The organism is Bacillus sp. GW823-FHT06A10 (genome assembly GCF_058795375.1).
On sequence record NZ_JBXAHT010000001.1, the window covers coordinates 788,816 to 806,483 of the forward strand.

The window sequence follows — 17,668 nt, forward strand, 5'->3', positions numbered from 1 at the left end:
TCGTTATGAGAAAAAGATTCGTTCAATTTTCTTTTGCAGTACAGTATCTAAAGATTTGACAAATCCAGCAAATTCATCGGTAGAAATCATATGAGTAAGAACGAGTCGTCTGCCATCTGGTGTTTCACCGCATAAGACGAATGAAGAAAATTCGTATGTTTTATTTTCAACTACTAATTTTGGATAGGAATACGTGTCGCTTTTCTTCTTCTTTCCATCAATAGAGATGACGTTGCATTTTTTCTCATTGTTGTCCATGGTGAATCCCTCCTTTCTATTATTTATGGTAGACAAGGAGGGTTTAGAACAATAGAGATGGGGGGATTTTTTATGTCTTTTGTAATAGAACGTATTTTAAAAGAGGCTATACCGAAGTCTTTATTGCTACTTGCTGATCCAAGTGAACGGCAAATAGCTATATATGTACAAAGAGGGTTAACATACGTAGCAAAGCAAGGGGGCAGCATCATCGGTGTGTATGTTCTTTTGGAAACAAGGCCGAAGACGATGGAAATCATGAATATTGCGGTTGCAGAGCATTTGCAAGGAAAAGGGATTGGGAAGAAGCTATTAAGGCATGCCGTAGAAACTGCTAAAGGATATGGTATGTCAAAACTTGAAATTGGTACAGGCAATTCTAGTGTTTCACAACTTGCTTTATATCAAAAATGTGGATTTCGTATTTTTTCTATTGATTTTGATTACTTTTCGAAGCATTATGAAGAAGAGATTATTGAAAATGGCATTGTATGCCGTGATATGATTCGGCTTGCAATGGAATTGAATTAGAACGTATAACTTATTTAGGGGGAAGAGAAGATGGAAGTACATAAAGCAATTACAGCACATTCTCGTAAACAAAATGAAAGTGTAAAAGCATGTTTACAATTAGATGCGCAGCGTGAAGCAGCTATTGAAGCAGCCGTATCTCTTGCGTCAAATGGGAAAGAATTTTCGGTTGATGTCATTAATGTTGTAACAAAGCAAATTAATGATCTTGCAAAAAATGGTGTTACCTTGCAGCGTAAATATGTTACAGAAGAAATGGTTATGGAGTATGTAAGTCGTTTACAAGAGAAAGAAGGTCGTTAAAGATGATAGTTACAGTCGAATGGTTACGTGAGCATATAGAAGATGAGAACGTCCGTGTAATCGATTGTCGTTTTGATTTAGCGAATCCTAATTGGGGTAGAGAAAAGTATGAAGAAGAACATATTCCTCATGCGTTATATTTTGATTTGAATTTAGATTTATCAAGTCCTATAGCAGAACATGGTGGCCGCCATCCGTTGCCAAGCATTGAAGAGTTTGCGGACAAGCTTTCGGAGGCTGGTATTGATGAACATACGACAGTAATTGCGTATGACAGTCAAGCCGGTGCAAATGCTGCTCGTTTATGGTGGTTATGTAACTATGTAGGACATGAGAAAGTATATATATTAGATGGTGGTTTCCCGGCTTGGAAAGAGAATGGACTACCGACGACAGCGGAAATTCCTGTTGCTATACGAAAAACATTCAAAGCTAACATACAAGATCATATGCTTGTATCGATGGAAACAGTAAGAGAGAATATCCAGGCAGGTGCAGATGTTACGTTAATTGATTCAAGAGAGCCAAAACGTTATGCTGGTGTAGAGGAACTTGTCGATCATAAAGCAGGACATATTCCGACAGCAACAAACTATTTTTGGAAGGATGGAATGTTGCAATCAGGACAATTTAAGAATGAAGCTGAGCAACAAGAACGATTTCAAAATCTGTCGAAAGATAAGGAAACCATTGTATATTGTGGTTCTGGTGTTACGGCATGTCCAAATATCATTGCGTTAAAATTGGCTGGATTCCAAAATGTTAAATTGTATGCAGGTAGCTGGAGTGATTGGATTTCTTATCCAGAAAATCAAATTGCAAAAGAAGAAGATTAATCACTTGCATGCAAAAATAATTTGTATTAAAATAAGGTCACAAGCAAGAGATTGCTCGAAAAACTTTGTATTTTACACATTGGAAACAATGTGATAATATAACGACAAGTAAATAATACATCCTGCGGTGTACGTAACTTATTTATGTCTAAAACCGATGTTAGTTATACGGAAGCTCAATATTTAGCGACCATCATCAAGCCTTCCTTGTGGAGGAAGATGTACGGTAACTGTGAGGGCATCCACCTGCGAGTAGCGGGTTTTTGGACATTTACGAGGAGCGGCACGTGCGGGGGTCTTATTTCAACTAACCTTATATAAAATTCCTACGGTGTACGTAGCTTATGCATGTCTTAAACCAATAAGTTTAATATGGAAGTTCAATATTTAAATGTAGCTAACATGCCATCTTTTTAAGAAGGAAGTTACAAACATTTGTGAGAGCATCCACCTGTGAGAGCAGGTTTATGGACATCTAGAGAGAACGGCATATGTGGGGCTATATAAAAACCTTACGTTTTATACGTAAGGTTTTTTTGTTGCATAGATATATCAATATTATCTTGATTCACCTGTGAAGTTTCCGTAATAAATGTAGCACTTTCTGTCTTCATCAATCTCTCTTGAATCCAAGGAGAATTCCATAGACATGCCGTCTCGCTGAATATATATAATATCTGAATGAAGAGATGGTAAAATTTCTTCGTAGTTCCATACATCTTGACTATCTACTAAGCTTGAACTCGTTTCACTTAGTTCTCTAATTTCAAAACCGATGTGGGAGTATGTAGGGTCTGAAGGGTCATTGGCGAAAACTTCTTTTTGAATATAAATAACTGCTGTTCCGTCTGGATCAACCGAAGTTGCAGTAACAACATAAGTATTTTTCTCTTTAATAAAATATTCACAAGTCATGCGTGCGATAATTTCAGAATTAGAAATATTGGCGTAGTTCCATAAAGCAGGATACCCTTTCGTTTCATCATTAAGTCGATATTCTAAGCGCATTTAATCCCTCTTCTTCCTTTTTCTTCTACTTTATCATGCCATCCTATATAATAGGAATAGAATTTAAAAAGGGGAGTGCGAAGGTGACAAAAACGAAATGGCTAGTAGGTGGTGTCGTAACGTCTTTAATGACTGGCACTTTATTTGGTTGCGCACAAGATCTTCCCCCAAAACCGAATGATAATAGTTGTTCTGATTGGGATTGGGATGATGAACTTGGGGTATGGCAGTGTGATGATAGTAGTTCAGGTTATCGTGGGCATTATTTCTATGGTGGGCGATACTATCAAAATAAATCTACTTTTAAAAATTCATCGGCGTTTAAATCGTATCAATCGTCTGCTGAATTTAAAGGTGGAATTGGAAGCGGTTCAAAGGGAGGATTTGGGGGCTAAAATATGTCGCAATACATAAGGGATCGAAAAGAATTTTATTTAAAATATCCGAATTTTTGGTCGGATTTATATGAATGTGAGTATAGTTTGTTTCATGTTTTTTCTATAACAAATCAGACTTTGGACCAATTACACTTAGCGACTGAACGAATGGGGAAAATATTTTTTAAGACTGCTAGACTGCTGCGTAATTTAAGTGACGAACAGCTTCTAGATCTTGGCTTTCCATCCGCGAGTTTATCATTCATTAGAATGAAAGGGCTTTATCCTGAATCTGTAATTTCGCGATTTGATTTTGCTGTAACAGAGGATAACAAAATCAAAATGCTTGAGTTTAATAGTGATACACCAACTTTTATTGTGGAATGTTTTCAAATGAATGGGAAAGTATGTGAAAATCTAGGTTATGATGATCCAAACTCGGATCAAGAACGATTGCTATCTTCTGGTGTAACGAAAGCAGTAATGGAAGCGACAAAGGGATTAGATAATCCAAATGTTGTTTTTACAGCACATCATGAACATATCGAGGATTGGAATACCACTATGTATTTAAGTCAGCTATGCCATGTTGAAAATAAAGTAGTGCCAATGTCAGAACTTAGAATTACAAAGGATGCTCTAGTTGATAAAGATGGGACGAAGATTGATGTTTTATATCGCCAAACGTATCCGATAGAAGATTTAATTGAGGATCAAGATCCTGAAACAGGAGATTTGGTAGGTGTGGAACTGCTGCAACTTGTAAAAGCCGGAAAGCTTTTTATAATAAATCCTTTGTCAGCATTTTTACTTCAGCCAAAATCAATTCAGTGTCTTATTTGGGGGTTAGCAGAAGAAGAGGTCTTTTATACAAATGAGGAACAACAGTGGATTAAAGAATATATGTTACCTACATATTTAGAACCAGATTTATTTTTAGGAAAAGGTTCTTTCGTTCAAAAACCTTCATTTGGGAGAGAAGGAGATACAATTACGATTCGCGATAAAGACGAAAATATTATGCTTCAAAATGCACACGAAACGTATAAAGCGTCACTGCCGATATTTCAAAAGTATACCGAACTGCCAGTCGTATCCTTGGAAACAGAAAAAGGGATCGAGAAACTGTCATATGTGTTTGGTTCGTTTTTAATTGCTGGAAAAGCGAGTAGTATCGGTATTCGTGCGGGAGAAAAGATTACAGGAAATGAATCGTACTATTTACCGGTAGGTATAAAAAGGAGGGGAAAAAATGATTAATTTTTTATTATATTTAGCAGTAACACTCGGCCTTTTATGTATAGGTCTGTTCTTGATGGAAGTGACAACGAAAGTAAAGGAATTTAAGTTAATGGCTCAAGGAAATAAGGCGGTAAGCTATGTGCTTGGAGGACGATTACTTGGGTTAGCTGTTGTTTTATATTCGACAGCAGCTAATTCAATTTCACTTCTTGATATGATTTCGTGGGGAGCAGTTGGGATTTTGGCTCAAATTATCGTCTTTTATTTAGCTGAGTGGCTTACACCACGCTTTAATATAAACAAAAGTCTCGAAGAAGATAATCAAGCAGTCGGTCTTTTTCTTATGTTTTTATCGCTTTCAATTGGGATTGTAATCGCTGGTTGTATAACTTATTAAAAACTTTACGTTTAAACGTAAAGTTTTTTATTTTATCCCGCTATTTGCCGGGCAGCCCGATTGGTGAGGGCTAATAATCAGTGGGGGATGAACAAAACCCCCACTGATTAAAGTTTCACTTTATATACGTTAGTTTGCCATACCTTTTGAAAAAATTGTAGGCTACTGTTGACATCTATTTTAAATAAGAGTAACATTTTCAATGTAATGAAAATAAGTCTCTGTTAGGTGAGGCTCCTGTATAGAGAAATGCTACTGCCCAAAAATGTCGAGAGACGCCAATGGGTCAACAGGAATGATCGAATTAAGGTTTTTCTTAACGTAGCTGGTAATGTACCTATGCTATACAGTGCTAAAACTCGGCGAGGGAGAGGTCCGTAGATTTCTAATTATATTAGAAATCGTTTATTTGTGTATGTAATGGCCACTACTCTCTTAAGGGTAGGGGTCTTTTTTGTTACCAAGCTATGAGTAATTTCATAGTATAAACTATAAAATTAAACGAGGAGGTGAGGAGCATGTCAAATTCTGACTCGGTTCCGTTACCCATATACTTCAAATCAAAAATATATGATGTAGGCAGGAAACGATTTGTTCCTCCCTCTATATTTATCACAATGTAGCGTTTATAAAGCGCTAGACAACTTTCACAGAAAAGTGGATAAATTGAGAAACAAAGCGTTTCTTCCTATGTTGTAAAGGAGGAGACGATAATATGTTATATGCAAACAAAACTGTGGGTAACACGTCATATAAACTAAATAAAAAATCAATAAAAGAACAAACAATGCTCCAAAAAAATAAAGATTTATTAATTGAAATTGCAACAAGAGATGTAAAATCTGTATTTGCATATTTTAAAACAACAAGAGACGGACTATCAATGAAAGAGGCGCAAAAACGTATTCAAGTATATGGCCGAAATGAACTAACTTCAAAAAGAGCAATTCTTACAGAAGTAATGATGAAGCTTGGTGGCATGATTCCAGGTTTTTCAAAACAACGTGTGTGTGATGAGTTACAACGTGAAACGATTACTGTATCTAGAGTAGAATGTTCTAGTAGTACAGGGCTAAATAGTGAACTGAAAATGATGGAGATACCAGTGCAAGAACTTGTACCTGGAGATATGATTTTTCTTTCGGCTGGAGATGCTGTGCCAGCTGATGTACGTATTATTTATGCAGATGATTTATTAGTGAATGAGTCTGTGTTAACGGGAAACGAAGCGAGTATAGAGAAGTTTGAAAGCTGCTATCACCTTGAACGTAAACGATTTATTCCATTAAAACGGATGAAAGATTATAATCCACTTGAGCTTGAAAATGTATGTTTTAAAGGTTCACATATCGTTAGTGGAAGTGCAAAGGCTGTCGTTGTTTCTACTGGAAAAAATACGTATTCAGGCATATTGCATACTTGTTGTAGTAGAACGTCTTAATGTGTTAATGGTGCTAAATATACAAAAACAATGTATAATAGACAAAGTTGAGCAAAAACGTAGAATGGTAATCTATTTATATAACCTTACGTGATAACGTGAGGTTATTATTTTTTTAATAGGAGAGGAATTATGAAAAAAGTATTATTAGTTGATGGTATGGCACTATTATTTCGTGCTTTTTACGCAACAAGTGTCTACGGACAATTTATGAAACGACAAGATGGAACCCCTACGAACGGGATTCATGGTTATATGAAACACTTGTTAACAGCTACGCAAGCGATCGAACCAACACATATCGTTACATGCTGGGATATGGGAAGTACGACATTTAGAACAGAATCGTTCTCGAATTATAAAGCAAATCGTGCAGCGCCACCAGAAGAATTAATTCCTCAATTTGATTTAGTGCAAGAAATGACTGCAAAATTATCCATTCCAGTTATCGGTATGAAAGGCTACGAAGCCGATGATTGTATCGGTACGCTTGCAAAACAATACTGCAATGAAGCTGAAGTTTATATTTTAACTGGTGATACAGATTTACTTCAACTTGTTGATAAGAACGTTACAGTTATGCTTCTGCGTAAAGGAATTGGAAATTACGAATATTACACACCGGAGAAAATCATGGAAGAAAAAGGTGTAGAGCCGTGGCAAATCGTCCATGCAAAAGCTTTCATGGGAGATACAAGTGATAATTATCCAGGTGTAAAAGGTATCGGTGAAAAAACAGCGTATAAGCTTATTCAAGAGCACGGAACAGTATCCGCTGTACTAGAAAATGTAGAATCATTAACAAAAGCGCAGCGTACGAAGATTGAAAGTGATTTAGAGAACTTAAATATTTCGTTGCAATTAGCACAAATTCACTGTGAAGTTCCAATTTCATGTTTACTAGAAGAGGGATTACACACAATGGATGAAGAAAAACTTAGATTTGTTTGTGAAGAAATGAATTGGGGAAGACCTGAAATATTAATAAATATGCTATAAATAGTTTGGAAAGAGGGATGTTGTATAAGTCGAACTTTGACTTGGTGACACCCTCTTTTGGTTTTTGTAAACAGTATTATAGTAAATAAAATTATGTCGAACTCAATTTTAAATATATAAATGTTTCGACAATATATAATGATAAAAGTTGATGAAAATAGTAACTTTTATAATGAAGTGAATTAATTTCAACATAGTTTTAGATAGCTTTTTTTTCGTGTTCACAAAGTTGTCAGAAAATAAGCGGAATTTTCATATGAAGTTCAAATAGAATTCACAACAATCAATTATTATAAGGACACACAGATAATTCCTTATCTTTTATATAACCCATCCCCCAAGGAGGACAATGAAAATGAGAAAAAAAGTGAGAAAATCTTTTAAACAATTATTAATTGAAAATAAACAATCACTATTAAATAATAAAGAAAATATGAAAGAAATTGAAGAGAGAATTGAGAAACGACATGTAGCATATAGTGGTGCGAGTAATTAAATAAAATAAAAAAGATAGCCTATATAGGCTATCTTTTTTATTTTATATTGAAAAAACGTTATTCATCTTTTTAATTTTGTAAATATGCAAGATATTTTTATAGTGTTTTTCTATCAATATTACTCATTTTTCGAGGTTGAAATTGGTATATACCAATTTTTGAGATTTTCTATTCATAATATTACAAAAAATGTTACAATACACTCAAATTTATACTATAAAATCATTTTAATATGAAAAATTGGAATGAAAAGAAAGGAGGGGAATATGAATAAAGATGTCGCTTTGAAATGATTATTATCATTTCATTAGGAGTTGATGTAAAAAGATGAAGAGATACGAAGAATTGGACTCTATAAGAGGGATTTCTTCATTAGTAGTAATGATTGGTCATCATTTAATGATTTTTTCAGCATTTCAAAATTACAGTTATGAAGATAATAAACCATTTGTTGTGTATCTATTAAAAGAAACACCTGCTCGTCTAATTTTTAGTAGTGGTAACGAATCTGTTATTATCTTTTTTGTTTTGAGCGGATTTGTTTTGTATGAATCTATTCAAAAAAACTATAGTAGCTATGGATCATACCTTTTAAAACGTATATGCAGAATATACATTCCTTATATTGTGGCAATAATAATAGCTATTATATGCCAGGCTACAATTAGTGAATATGGTATTTCTTATTTAAGTGAATGGTTTAATCGCTCATGGACGATTGAAAGTTCTTCAAGCTTAATCGCACAACATATTTTATTGGTGGGGAAATATAATACAGATGCATATAACGGTGTCATTTGGTCACTTGTCCATGAAATGCGAATATCAATAATTTTCCCGTTAATTTTGATGATTTGCTTGCGAAAAACGTTAAGGGGTTCATTACTATTATTGTTTAGTTTTAGTATATGTTCTGTCATGATGTTATTTTTGTTTCGTGCGGGCTTAACATTAACAAGCTATGCATTAACTTTGCATTATACGGTGCTATTTTTACTAGGGGCACTAGTTGCGAAGTATAAAAATAATTTAATAGTTTTTTATAGTAATTGTACTAAAAACACGAAAATTGCATGGTTTTTATTTGCGATTTTACTTTTTATGTATGAAGGGCTTATTGGAGAAATGAAAGTGCTCAATAATTTTATATTTCGAGACTACGTAGTGGCGATAAGTGCATGTCTATTTGTCATATTAAGCTTGTCAATATCAACTTTGTCGTCCTTGCTACGTAATAAATACTTGTTATATTTGGGGAAGATTTCTTACAGTCTTTATTTATATCATATTATATCGTTATTTTCCCTTATATACATGCTCCATGAAATATTACCGTTGCCAATTATTTTAATTTTTTCACTTGTTTTTTCGTTTATACTTGCAATGTTTTCGTATATATATGTAGAAAAATTTGCATTCAGAGTCGGAAAGTATGTAACAAAACAAGTGGATAGAAAGGAGAAAGGGTTATCTGAAAAGAGTGGCTTGCAGGATGTTATTCAGAAAAGGGCGGTGAAATAATTGAAGCAAGAAATGAGCATAAAAGATTTTCAACAATTATTGAAAAGAAGATTCGTAACGATTATTTTAACGATGTGTTGTTTAACCGCTTCTTTAGTTCTTATCTCTATGTATGTTTTAAAGCCGTCATATCAATATTCAACGCAAATTCTTGTTGGGAATTTAGATGAGTTTAATAAGGAAAATTCAACAAATAAAACACAAGAAAATAAGCAACTAGTAACATCGTATGTCGATATTTTAAAAAGCCCATTAATTATTTCAACAGTTAAAAAAACTTTGAAATTAGAGCAATCAAGTTATGAATTAGCACAAAAAATCTCGGTAGTGAATACGGACAACTCACAAATTGTAACTGTTACAGTAAAAGATTCCAATCCGAAAGTCGTGAAAGACATAGTAAAGACATTGGCAGAGCAATCACAAAAAAGCTTTCAACAGTACACAAATGTACAAGGAGTGAAAGTATTAACTGATCCTGAGTTACAGGAACAGGCCGAAAAATTGTTTCCGAAATTTCAACTGATCATTCCTATTTCTTTAATTGTTAGTTTTTTTGTTGGTATAGGTTTAGCTGTATTTCGAGATTATTTTGATGAACGTATATACGTGGAACAGGATTTAGAGAAAATAACAACAGTCTCTGTTATTGGTTACATAAATATGAAACCGAATAGAAAAAAGAAACCTACAGAGGTTGATAAACAATCATCTTTATATCGAGGTGAACATGTCGATGTTTAGGACAAAGAAACAGCTGCCATTCGATCTGCATGATGATCTGATGAAAGAGCAGTTTTATACGGTGTATCACGAGTTAAAAAAATCTGGAAAACAACTGTTCACAGTTAGTTCAACGAAGGACAGAGGTGTTGTTGCCTCGCTTATAGTAAATATGGGTCTAGTGTTTGCGGAAATGAAGAAAAAGGTGTTACTTATTGATGTGAATTTTTCTGACCCTAAACTACATGTATTATTACAAAGTGATCACATGATAACAGTAAACGATATAATAAGCTCTTCCCCCTGCAATTATGAATCTTTTTCTAGTAATTTGTCTAAATACTTATATTGTATTCCTGCAAAAAAAACAGTACACACAGGGACGCCCTTAGTTGCTATGGATGAATTTGATAATGCGATTGCTAAGTGGAAAGAAGATTTTGATTACATTTTCTTTTATTCTTCTGAAGTATTTGATCTTCCTGCTACGCACATTATTGCAGGGAAATGCGATGGAGTAGTCTTAGCAGTTAAAAAGCGAAAAGATTCACTACGTACAGTGCAAAAAGTAATAGCGAATATAAATAGAAAAGAATGTGAATTAATAGGGATAATTTTATATTCTTGAATGTGGGGGTAACGATCCATGATTCGTGAAACAAATCAAGCCAAGTTGTATACGATTCCAGCTCAAGAAAAGCCTAGCATATTGAATCGAAGTGTAAAACGCTTGTTTGATATTATATTTTCAATCATATTGTTACTATTAACGATACCAATTATGTTGTTCTTTTGTATTATGATTACTTTAGAAACATCAGGGGCTCCAATTTACTTTCAAGAACGTTTAGGTATAAACGGGAAGAAGTTTAATGTATTTAAATTAAGATCGATGGTAAAGGATGCTGAAATAAATGGCCCACAATGGGCAAAAGAACATGATTCAAGAATTACAAAAGTTGGATTGTTTATAAGAAAAACGAGAATTGATGAATTACCGCAACTTTTAAATATTTTAAGAGGGGATATGTCTTTTGTAGGCCCTAGACCAGAGAGAGAGTTTTTTTATAATGAATTTGATGCGTATATTCCAGAATTTAAGGAACGTTTAATGGTAAAACCAGGATTAACAGGATGGGCGCAAATAAATGGAGGGTATAATCTTGATCCAAAGGAAAAGTTGAGGTTGGATATGGAATATATTGAAATGAAAACGATTCGAATGGACATCCGTATTTTATGTAAAACCGTTTTAATTGTATTGAACGGTAATGGTGCAAGATAAATATATATGTAAACAAACAACATATGTAAGTAGGTTACTTGCAAAGGAGAACTGGTATGGGTAGATCTATTCTAAACAATATTATCCATCTATTTTATAGTACGATTTTAGCTAACCTTCTTCAGGCCGTCAGTTTAATTGTTTTAGCAAACTTTTTTAACGCACAACATTATGGGATGTTTAGTGTTGCCATAGCAGTGACGTTTGTTATGTTATTTTTTACAGACTTAGGACTTAGTAATACGTTTCTTCGAGAAGGGGCAAAGGATGGGGCAGATTTAGAGAAGATTTTATCATCGTATATAAAAATAAGGATGATCCTACTTATTTTTATTTCTATAATCGGTTATATTGTTATTCATTATATGTATGCGGACAAAAATTTAATTTATATGATGATAAACGTAATGTTTTTCATGTTAATAGGATTAACTTGGCAAAATATAGGAATTGCCTATTTTCAACTGACGGAACGTATGAAGTATATAGCGCTCATTAAAGTTGTATCAGCATCGGTTGTCATTATAATTACATGTTTTTGTATTTTCGGAGAGTTACCGGTGTATGTAACGGCTCGCTTATATGCTTTTGGGTATATGATCGGTGGTTTATTCAGTATATATATCATGAGAAGAAAGACGAAAATGAATATGAAAGTCGTAATTCATAAAGCGTTATTTTGGCAATTAACTCCCTTTATTATTAGCGGTTTTTTAATAATGAGTACGCCACAATTAGCACCTATCTTGCTTAACTATACATTGCCATTAAGTATGGTAGGTGTTTTTGCAGTGGCGTACCGGATGCCGGCAGCTTTATATCAAGTACCAGGGGTAATTGCAGGTGCATTTTTTCCAGTGCTCTTTAAGCATTATAACCAGAATAATATAGAAGAGCATACGAAATTAAATTTGCTTCAAATTAAATCAATGGCGATTGTAGGGATATGTATGACGATCGGTTTATATCATTTAGCACCATACTTTATTTCTATATTTTTTCATGAAGAATGGAGCAATGCAGTAGAACCACTCCAAATATTATCATTTCTTATTGTGCTACAGAGTTTAAATATTGCCATTGCTGATGGTTTAACGACGAGTGGATGTCAAAATAAGAGAACTGTTGTGCAGTGTGTAGCATTGGTGATAGGTGGGGTTATGCTTTATAGCTTTAGTAGTATTGGTGGAGTGATAGGAGCGGCATACGCTATGGTTTTATTTGAAATCGTCGCTTTAGTGGGATACATAGCGGTAAGTGTAGTGAAGAAAAAAATTGTATTCCAAATTGTAATACCGTATACAATTTATTTTGGTGTAACCTTTATTGGAGTGCAATATATATTGCATACATATCATTTAATTGCGCTTGTTCTTAATATACTAATCGTAGTAGCTGCCATATTCCTATATGATTATGAGCTGAAAAAACTTCTTCTTTCTTTTATAAGAAAAATACGCAAAAAGGATTATATTACGAAACAGGGGATATAGCCTATGGAAAATAATATGAAAGTATCGATGGGATGGATTATTCTTCTAATATTATTTGTTATGTTAAGTAAATACAATTTATATATTGGATTTTCATTGAAGATATATATGATTTTTTTAGTCATATATTTTTGTTTAACAATTAAAAACTTTCATATTCAAAAGTTATATTTTCATGAAGTTGTATTTTTACTGTTTTATTTCATTTATTGTTTAAGTGGAATTCTTTCTATGTATTTAAATGCTAGTATTCGTATGATTTTTGGCGTGCTACTCGTTTTAGGATGCTATTTTATAATGAGGAATTTATTGGGGAATACTGAAATAGTGGTACTTGAATCATCTATTGCTTATGTAGGAGTAGTATTTAATGTTGTAAGTCTAATACTATATATAATTGGTTTACAATACTTTAGTTTATACGGTGGAGAAGAGAGAGAAATTTTTGCTGGGTTATTAGTGGATAGAGGATATCCACGATTAATTGGATTGCTAGATGATCCTAACATTTTTATTTTTTATAATACAATATTTTTTATGTACTATATGACGAATTTACAAAATATTACTAACATCTTAGGATTGATTTTATGTGTTACGACAAGTCTATTAACCTTTTCAAGGGGCGGTATATTAGCGCTTGTACTTGTCGTTTTTGTATATATATGTATGTCTAGTTTCGCCAAAAAAATAAAAATAATTATGAGTTTAGTATTGTTTAGTGTAGTTATTTTTAGTTTATCGAATAGTGTAATGGGGGGCCAATTAGATGACATATTAAATAAACGAATTTCTGATTTTTCCCATGATAATGGAAGTGGTAGATTTACATTATGGGAAGCTGCTTTTAAATATTATTTATCCAATCCATATATTGGAATCGGCGCTTTTAACTTTTCGAATTATTATGAGTATCAATTTAATGAAAAATTATATGTACACAATACATTTTTAGAAATTTTGTCTGAATCGGGTACAATTGGTTTTCTTCTATATAGCGCGTTTTTATTCATATTAATGTTCAAGCTAGCGCAGCATACTTTGTTTCGTGAAAAACCATATCTTCTATTGACTATGATTGCATTTTTATTTCAGATGATGTCATTGTCACTCATTATTAACGAAGCGTTCTTTTTATTTTTAGCAGTTGTTGTGAAGTATATTTCAATATATGAAGGAAGGGGAAAGATAGATGGTAAAATGTCTATCAGTACATAACGAGCCTAACGAGCCGCCTTATGTTTCTGTAATAACACCTTCTTATAATAGTATACGATTTATAGGTGAGACAATTTCATCTGTACAGAATCAATCGTATGAAAACTGGGAAATGATTATCGTTGATGACGGTTCAACCGACCAATCTGCCGCAAAAATTAAAGAGATAATAGAAGGAGACTCACGAATTAGGTTATTATCATTAAAAGAAAATGTTGGTGCTGCTAAAGCTCGGAATTTAGCGATCCAAGAGGCAAGAGGAAGGTACATTGCCTTTTTAGATAGTGATGATATATGGTTGCCGCATAAATTGAAGACACAATTGTTATTTATGGAAGAAATGAATATTGCTTTTTCATATGCGTCGTATAGTTTAATTGATGAAAATGGTAATGAATTAAATCGTGAAGTGAGTGCACCAAAATCTGTTGGCTATCATTATTTAGTAGGAAATACAATTATCGGTTGTTTAACAGTGATGATTGATCGTGAAAAAATTCCATATGTCGAAATGCCTAGTATACAGCCGGAAGATACAGCGTTATGGCTGAACTTATTACATGAAGGGTATGAAGCAAAAGGGATACAGCAAGTGTTAGCAAAATATAGAATTGTTACAAATTCTGTTTCTAGAAATAAAATTAGAGCAGCTTTCCGGTATTGGAAATTGTTAAGGGAACAAGAACGACTGAATTTGGTGCAAATTTTTTACTATTTTAGTAAGTATGCTTATCATGCTTATAAAAAAAATAAAATTAATGTAGTTGGGAAGACGCAATTATGAATATACTGTTGATGACAGATAAATTGATAACTGGCGGAGCCGAGAGCTATTTCTGTAAATTGGAAAGTAATTTGCGTTATGATGATTTTAAGATTTATACAGCTGCAGGTGATGGAGAACTATATGAATCTCTTACTAGAAAAGAAAATTTTATATTACTTAGTCGATGGAATCATTTGAGAAATATTTATTATTTACGAAATGAAATTTGTAAACGAAAGATAGAACTTATTCATGCAAATAGTTTGCGAATGGTATTATATGCTTTTCTAATTCAAAAGTTTATTAAAAAAAAGATGAAAATTGTTTATACGAAACATAATGTAACGATACTAGAAAAGAAAATGCCAACGCTTTTTCGTTATTTCATGAATAAATATGTAAACAATATTATTACAGTAAGTGAGTTTGAAAAGAATAATTTAATTTCAATTCATGTAGCAGAAGAAAAAATAAATACAATTTATAACGGTGTCGATATTGAAAAGTTTTTATTCCAGCAGAAGAAGAAAGAACCTACATATAAAATAGGGATATTAGCTAGATTATCCAAAGAGAAAAACCATCAACTATTTGTCAAAATTGCAAATGTGTTGAAAAAGAGAAATGATTTTATGTTTTATATTGCTGGTGATGGACCAGAGAAAGAATCGATTATGAAAGAAATAGAAAAATATGGATTGCGGCAAAGGGTGAAGATGCTAGGGAATATTTCAGAGCCGCATGAGTTTATAGGGAATATGGATGCCTTACTTTTATTATCTTTTCGTGAAGTGTTTCCAATGGTAGTAATTGAAGCGATGGCTACAGGGACACCAATTGTTTCAATAGATGTTGGCGGAATAAATGAAGCGGTAATAGATGGAGAATCAGGTGTTTTGATATCTGAATATTGCGAATCTGAATTCGCAAGTGCACTTGAAGAACTACAAGGGAATGAAGAAAGGGTAAATGATATTAGATTGAAAGCACGAGAGAAAGCAGTGAGGTATTTCTCGTTAACTAAAATGATAGAAGAAACGAAAAATATATATGAGTTAAACAAATGACCGGGTAGGTCGTTTGTTTTTTTTATTATAGAAACTTTTAAGAGAGAACTCACATATTATATGAAAAAAGGTAATATGAGGAGTGAATTTATTTTGTCAGAATATATTTCTTCCCAAGAAGATTGTGCGCCAGAAAGTAGCGTTCACATTGATTGTTTTGGCGCAGTTCCAAACTCGGTAAATGATAGCTCATTAGCAATTCAACAAGCTATTGATTATTGTGTAGCTAACCGAATTTCGACAGTAAAAATTACAGGAGTAAATACGTACAAAATTGTAAAGCCGATTGTTATTAAATCAAACGTAAGATTAGAGTTAGATCCTACCGTAACGCTGCAAATTGATGGAGATTTTAATGCATTTGAGCTACAAAGTAACGCTTCGATAGTTGGTGGTACTATTCAAGTTATAAATCCATTGTTTCAATCTGCTGTCATTTATGTTTCTGGTTCACAACAAATCGAAGTACCTAATCAATCTGTTATATCAAATATAAATATAATAAATACAACTCCATCGTATAAAGGAAAAGCTATACATTTTTATTGTCAAAAGGCATGGGATTATATTAGTTTCTTTCAAGTTAAATTTATTCAAATTAAAAACTTTCAAACTGCAATATATTTGAAAACAGAGTATATAGATGATATTAATACACCTTGTTGGATTAACGCCAATGTATTTCAATCTATATTTATTGATGGATGTGTGTATGGGATTGAAGTAGATGGAAATAGTGATTTGCCAAATGAAAGTTCAGGAAATACGTTTCATGATATTCAAGTGCAATGTAGACAACAAACGAACAAAGTAATTCGTTGTTCAGGTGCGTATAATACATTTGATTGTATGATCTGGGATACGTACCGGATGAGTAGTGAACAAATTGTTATTGAATTTTCTTCCAATTCTCATCGTAACTACCTTTTTTCAAATCTGCTTTCGACAACTATTGTAGATCAAGGACAATACAATGTTTGTAAGTCTACTTATGAAGAATCCCTACGAATTCAGTTACCTTTGACGTTAAATAGACCTCATTTAATAGGAAATCAAGATGATATTTTAGTAAATGCTCAGCAGAAATATAACGTTAAGCAAGTAAGTGGAAAAGTGCCGTACGGGGGAAATCTCACAAATTGCTTTAATTTAATAGATGAACAAAGTGTAAACTATATTGACGTTCCAGATAGTAATCCAGTTGTAATTGAACTGGATTTTACGAAAAAACCAATACAAATGTTAAATTGTTTTGGAATGTATTTTGGGTGGGGAGAGAGTCCAAAGAAAATTAAAATTGAATATGCATTAAGTGCAACTGGAAGTTGGGTTATCGCGTTGGATGTTCCATTAAATGTTGGCGATACAATTATATCGAATATGAAGGCGAGTCAGTTATATAAAGTTAGAATTACATTAAGTGGTTATTCTCAAGACCATAAGCGTTTTCGAATTAATCGTATCTTTGCAAGATCTTCTATGGAAAATGGGAGTGCTTGGTTAGCGACAACTGGAGGAAGAATGTTTGGAGATATTGAAATAGAGGCAAGTAAAGGTATAATCATGAAGACTGCTAGTGGAGTGAAATGGAAAGTTACTATTAATGAAGCTGGCCAACTTATTACGACTAAAATAACTTGAGATGGTGTTTAATCGTATATCATTGGACGAGTTACAACGTAGTGGAATATAGGTAATGAAAAAGA

20 protein-coding genes, 2 other RNA genes and 1 riboswitch are annotated in these 17,668 nt (G+C 33.1%); of the genes, 20 read left to right on the forward strand and 2 right to left on the reverse strand.

The window, feature by feature from the left end:
• Window positions 1-3 precede the first annotated feature (3 nt).
• Window positions 4-258 (reverse strand): DUF3931 domain-containing protein, encoded by a 255-nt coding sequence (locus tag AC1Q8M_RS04165; protein WP_000369740.1) that lies wholly within the window; start codon window positions 256-258, stop codon window positions 4-6.
• A gap of 72 nt (window positions 259-330) precedes the next feature.
• On the opposite strand from AC1Q8M_RS04165, the gene AC1Q8M_RS04170 reads away from it, so the two are divergent.
• The 5 genes from AC1Q8M_RS04170 (at window position 331) to ssrS (AC1Q8M_RS04190) (ending at window position 2,432) form a co-directional block, all read left to right on the forward strand.
• A complete protein-coding gene (locus tag AC1Q8M_RS04170; RefSeq protein WP_000011410.1) occupies window positions 331-789 on the forward strand; it encodes a GNAT family N-acetyltransferase in 459 nt (152 codons plus the stop codon).
• 30 nt (window positions 790-819) lie between these two features.
• Entirely contained in the window at window positions 820-1,092 is a 273-nt protein-coding gene (locus tag AC1Q8M_RS04175; RefSeq protein ID WP_000451820.1) for a YpbS family protein, read from the forward strand.
• A gap of 2 nt (window positions 1,093-1,094) precedes the next feature.
• Window positions 1,095-1,928, forward strand: a complete 834-nt coding sequence (locus AC1Q8M_RS04180; protein WP_098360884.1) for a sulfurtransferase — start codon at window positions 1,095-1,097, stop codon at window positions 1,926-1,928.
• A gap of 116 nt (window positions 1,929-2,044) precedes the next feature.
• Window positions 2,045-2,227, forward strand: a non-coding RNA gene (gene ssrS / locus AC1Q8M_RS04185) — 6S RNA.
• A gap of 21 nt (window positions 2,228-2,248) precedes the next feature.
• Window positions 2,249-2,432, forward strand: a non-coding RNA gene (gene ssrS, locus AC1Q8M_RS04190) — 6S RNA.
• 54 nt (window positions 2,433-2,486) lie between these two features.
• Here ssrS (AC1Q8M_RS04190) and AC1Q8M_RS04195 read toward each other — a convergent pair.
• Window positions 2,487-2,936 carry a hypothetical protein gene (locus AC1Q8M_RS04195; protein ID WP_001235522.1) on the reverse strand — a complete coding sequence of 150 codons (450 nt, stop codon included), beginning with the start codon at window positions 2,934-2,936 and terminating at the stop codon, window positions 2,487-2,489.
• 83 nt (window positions 2,937-3,019) lie between these two features.
• Here AC1Q8M_RS04195 and AC1Q8M_RS04200 point away from each other — a divergent pair, with 83 nt between their 5' ends.
• The 15 genes from AC1Q8M_RS04200 (at window position 3,020) to AC1Q8M_RS04270 (ending at window position 17,603) form a co-directional block, all read left to right on the forward strand.
• Window positions 3,020-3,331, forward strand: coding sequence for a hypothetical protein (locus tag AC1Q8M_RS04200; protein WP_000169030.1), 312 nt, complete (start codon window positions 3,020-3,022; stop codon window positions 3,329-3,331).
• 3 nt (window positions 3,332-3,334) lie between these two features.
• Window positions 3,335-4,573 (forward strand): glutathionylspermidine synthase family protein, encoded by a 1,239-nt coding sequence (locus AC1Q8M_RS04205; RefSeq protein ID WP_098360885.1) that lies wholly within the window; start codon window positions 3,335-3,337, stop codon window positions 4,571-4,573.
• On the forward strand, window positions 4,566-4,952 hold the full coding sequence (locus AC1Q8M_RS04210) for a DUF350 domain-containing protein (protein WP_000606862.1): 387 nt from the start codon (window positions 4,566-4,568) through the stop codon (window positions 4,950-4,952). The genes AC1Q8M_RS04205 and AC1Q8M_RS04210 overlap by 8 nt, the downstream gene beginning before the upstream one ends.
• Before the next feature lie 213 nt (window positions 4,953-5,165).
• A riboswitch (M-box (ykoK) riboswitch) is annotated at window positions 5,166-5,331 on the forward strand.
• A 336-nt stretch (window positions 5,332-5,667) separates the two neighbouring features.
• Window positions 5,668-6,393 (forward strand): P-type ATPase actuator domain-containing protein, encoded by a 726-nt coding sequence (locus AC1Q8M_RS04215; protein WP_098360886.1) that lies wholly within the window; start codon window positions 5,668-5,670, stop codon window positions 6,391-6,393.
• Window positions 6,394-6,525: 132 nt separating this feature from the next.
• A complete protein-coding gene (locus tag AC1Q8M_RS04220; protein ID WP_000757069.1) occupies window positions 6,526-7,392 on the forward strand; it encodes a 5'-3' exonuclease in 867 nt (288 codons plus the stop codon).
• 355 nt (window positions 7,393-7,747) lie between these two features.
• On the forward strand, window positions 7,748-7,888 hold the full coding sequence (locus AC1Q8M_RS04225) for an FbpB family small basic protein (RefSeq protein WP_001228048.1): 141 nt from the start codon (window positions 7,748-7,750) through the stop codon (window positions 7,886-7,888).
• 328 nt (window positions 7,889-8,216) lie between these two features.
• On the forward strand, window positions 8,217-9,410 hold the full coding sequence (locus AC1Q8M_RS04230; RefSeq protein ID WP_098365972.1) for an acyltransferase family protein: 1,194 nt from the start codon (window positions 8,217-8,219) through the stop codon (window positions 9,408-9,410).
• Window positions 9,411-10,154 (forward strand): YveK family protein, encoded by a 744-nt coding sequence (locus AC1Q8M_RS04235; protein ID WP_098360888.1) that lies wholly within the window; start codon window positions 9,411-9,413, stop codon window positions 10,152-10,154.
• The gene (locus tag AC1Q8M_RS04240) at window positions 10,141-10,761 is read left to right on the forward strand and encodes a CpsD/CapB family tyrosine-protein kinase (protein ID WP_002093924.1); all 621 of its coding nucleotides are present in this window, start codon (window positions 10,141-10,143) and stop codon (window positions 10,759-10,761) included. Before AC1Q8M_RS04235 ends, AC1Q8M_RS04240 begins: the two co-directional genes overlap by 14 nt.
• Window positions 10,762-10,779: 18 nt before the next feature.
• Window positions 10,780-11,418: a sugar transferase gene (locus tag AC1Q8M_RS04245; protein WP_000617644.1), complete on the forward strand. Its 639-nt coding sequence runs from the start codon at window positions 10,780-10,782 to the stop codon at window positions 11,416-11,418.
• 56 nt (window positions 11,419-11,474) lie between these two features.
• Window positions 11,475-12,911, forward strand: a complete 1,437-nt coding sequence (locus AC1Q8M_RS04250; RefSeq protein WP_061660300.1) for an oligosaccharide flippase family protein — start codon at window positions 11,475-11,477, stop codon at window positions 12,909-12,911.
• Between the two features lie 3 nt (window positions 12,912-12,914).
• Window positions 12,915-14,129, forward strand: a complete 1,215-nt coding sequence (locus AC1Q8M_RS04255) for an O-antigen ligase family protein (RefSeq protein ID WP_000429880.1) — start codon at window positions 12,915-12,917, stop codon at window positions 14,127-14,129.
• A complete protein-coding gene (locus AC1Q8M_RS04260) occupies window positions 14,104-14,913 on the forward strand; it encodes a glycosyltransferase family 2 protein (RefSeq protein ID WP_098360891.1) in 810 nt (269 codons plus the stop codon). The genes AC1Q8M_RS04255 and AC1Q8M_RS04260 overlap by 26 nt, the downstream gene beginning before the upstream one ends.
• A complete protein-coding gene (locus tag AC1Q8M_RS04265; protein ID WP_001023701.1) occupies window positions 14,910-15,962 on the forward strand; it encodes a glycosyltransferase family 4 protein in 1,053 nt (350 codons plus the stop codon). Before AC1Q8M_RS04260 ends, AC1Q8M_RS04265 begins: the two co-directional genes overlap by 4 nt.
• A gap of 93 nt (window positions 15,963-16,055) precedes the next feature.
• On the forward strand, window positions 16,056-17,603 hold the full coding sequence (locus AC1Q8M_RS04270; protein WP_000006065.1) for a glycoside hydrolase family protein: 1,548 nt from the start codon (window positions 16,056-16,058) through the stop codon (window positions 17,601-17,603).
• Window positions 17,604-17,668 lie beyond the last annotated feature (65 nt).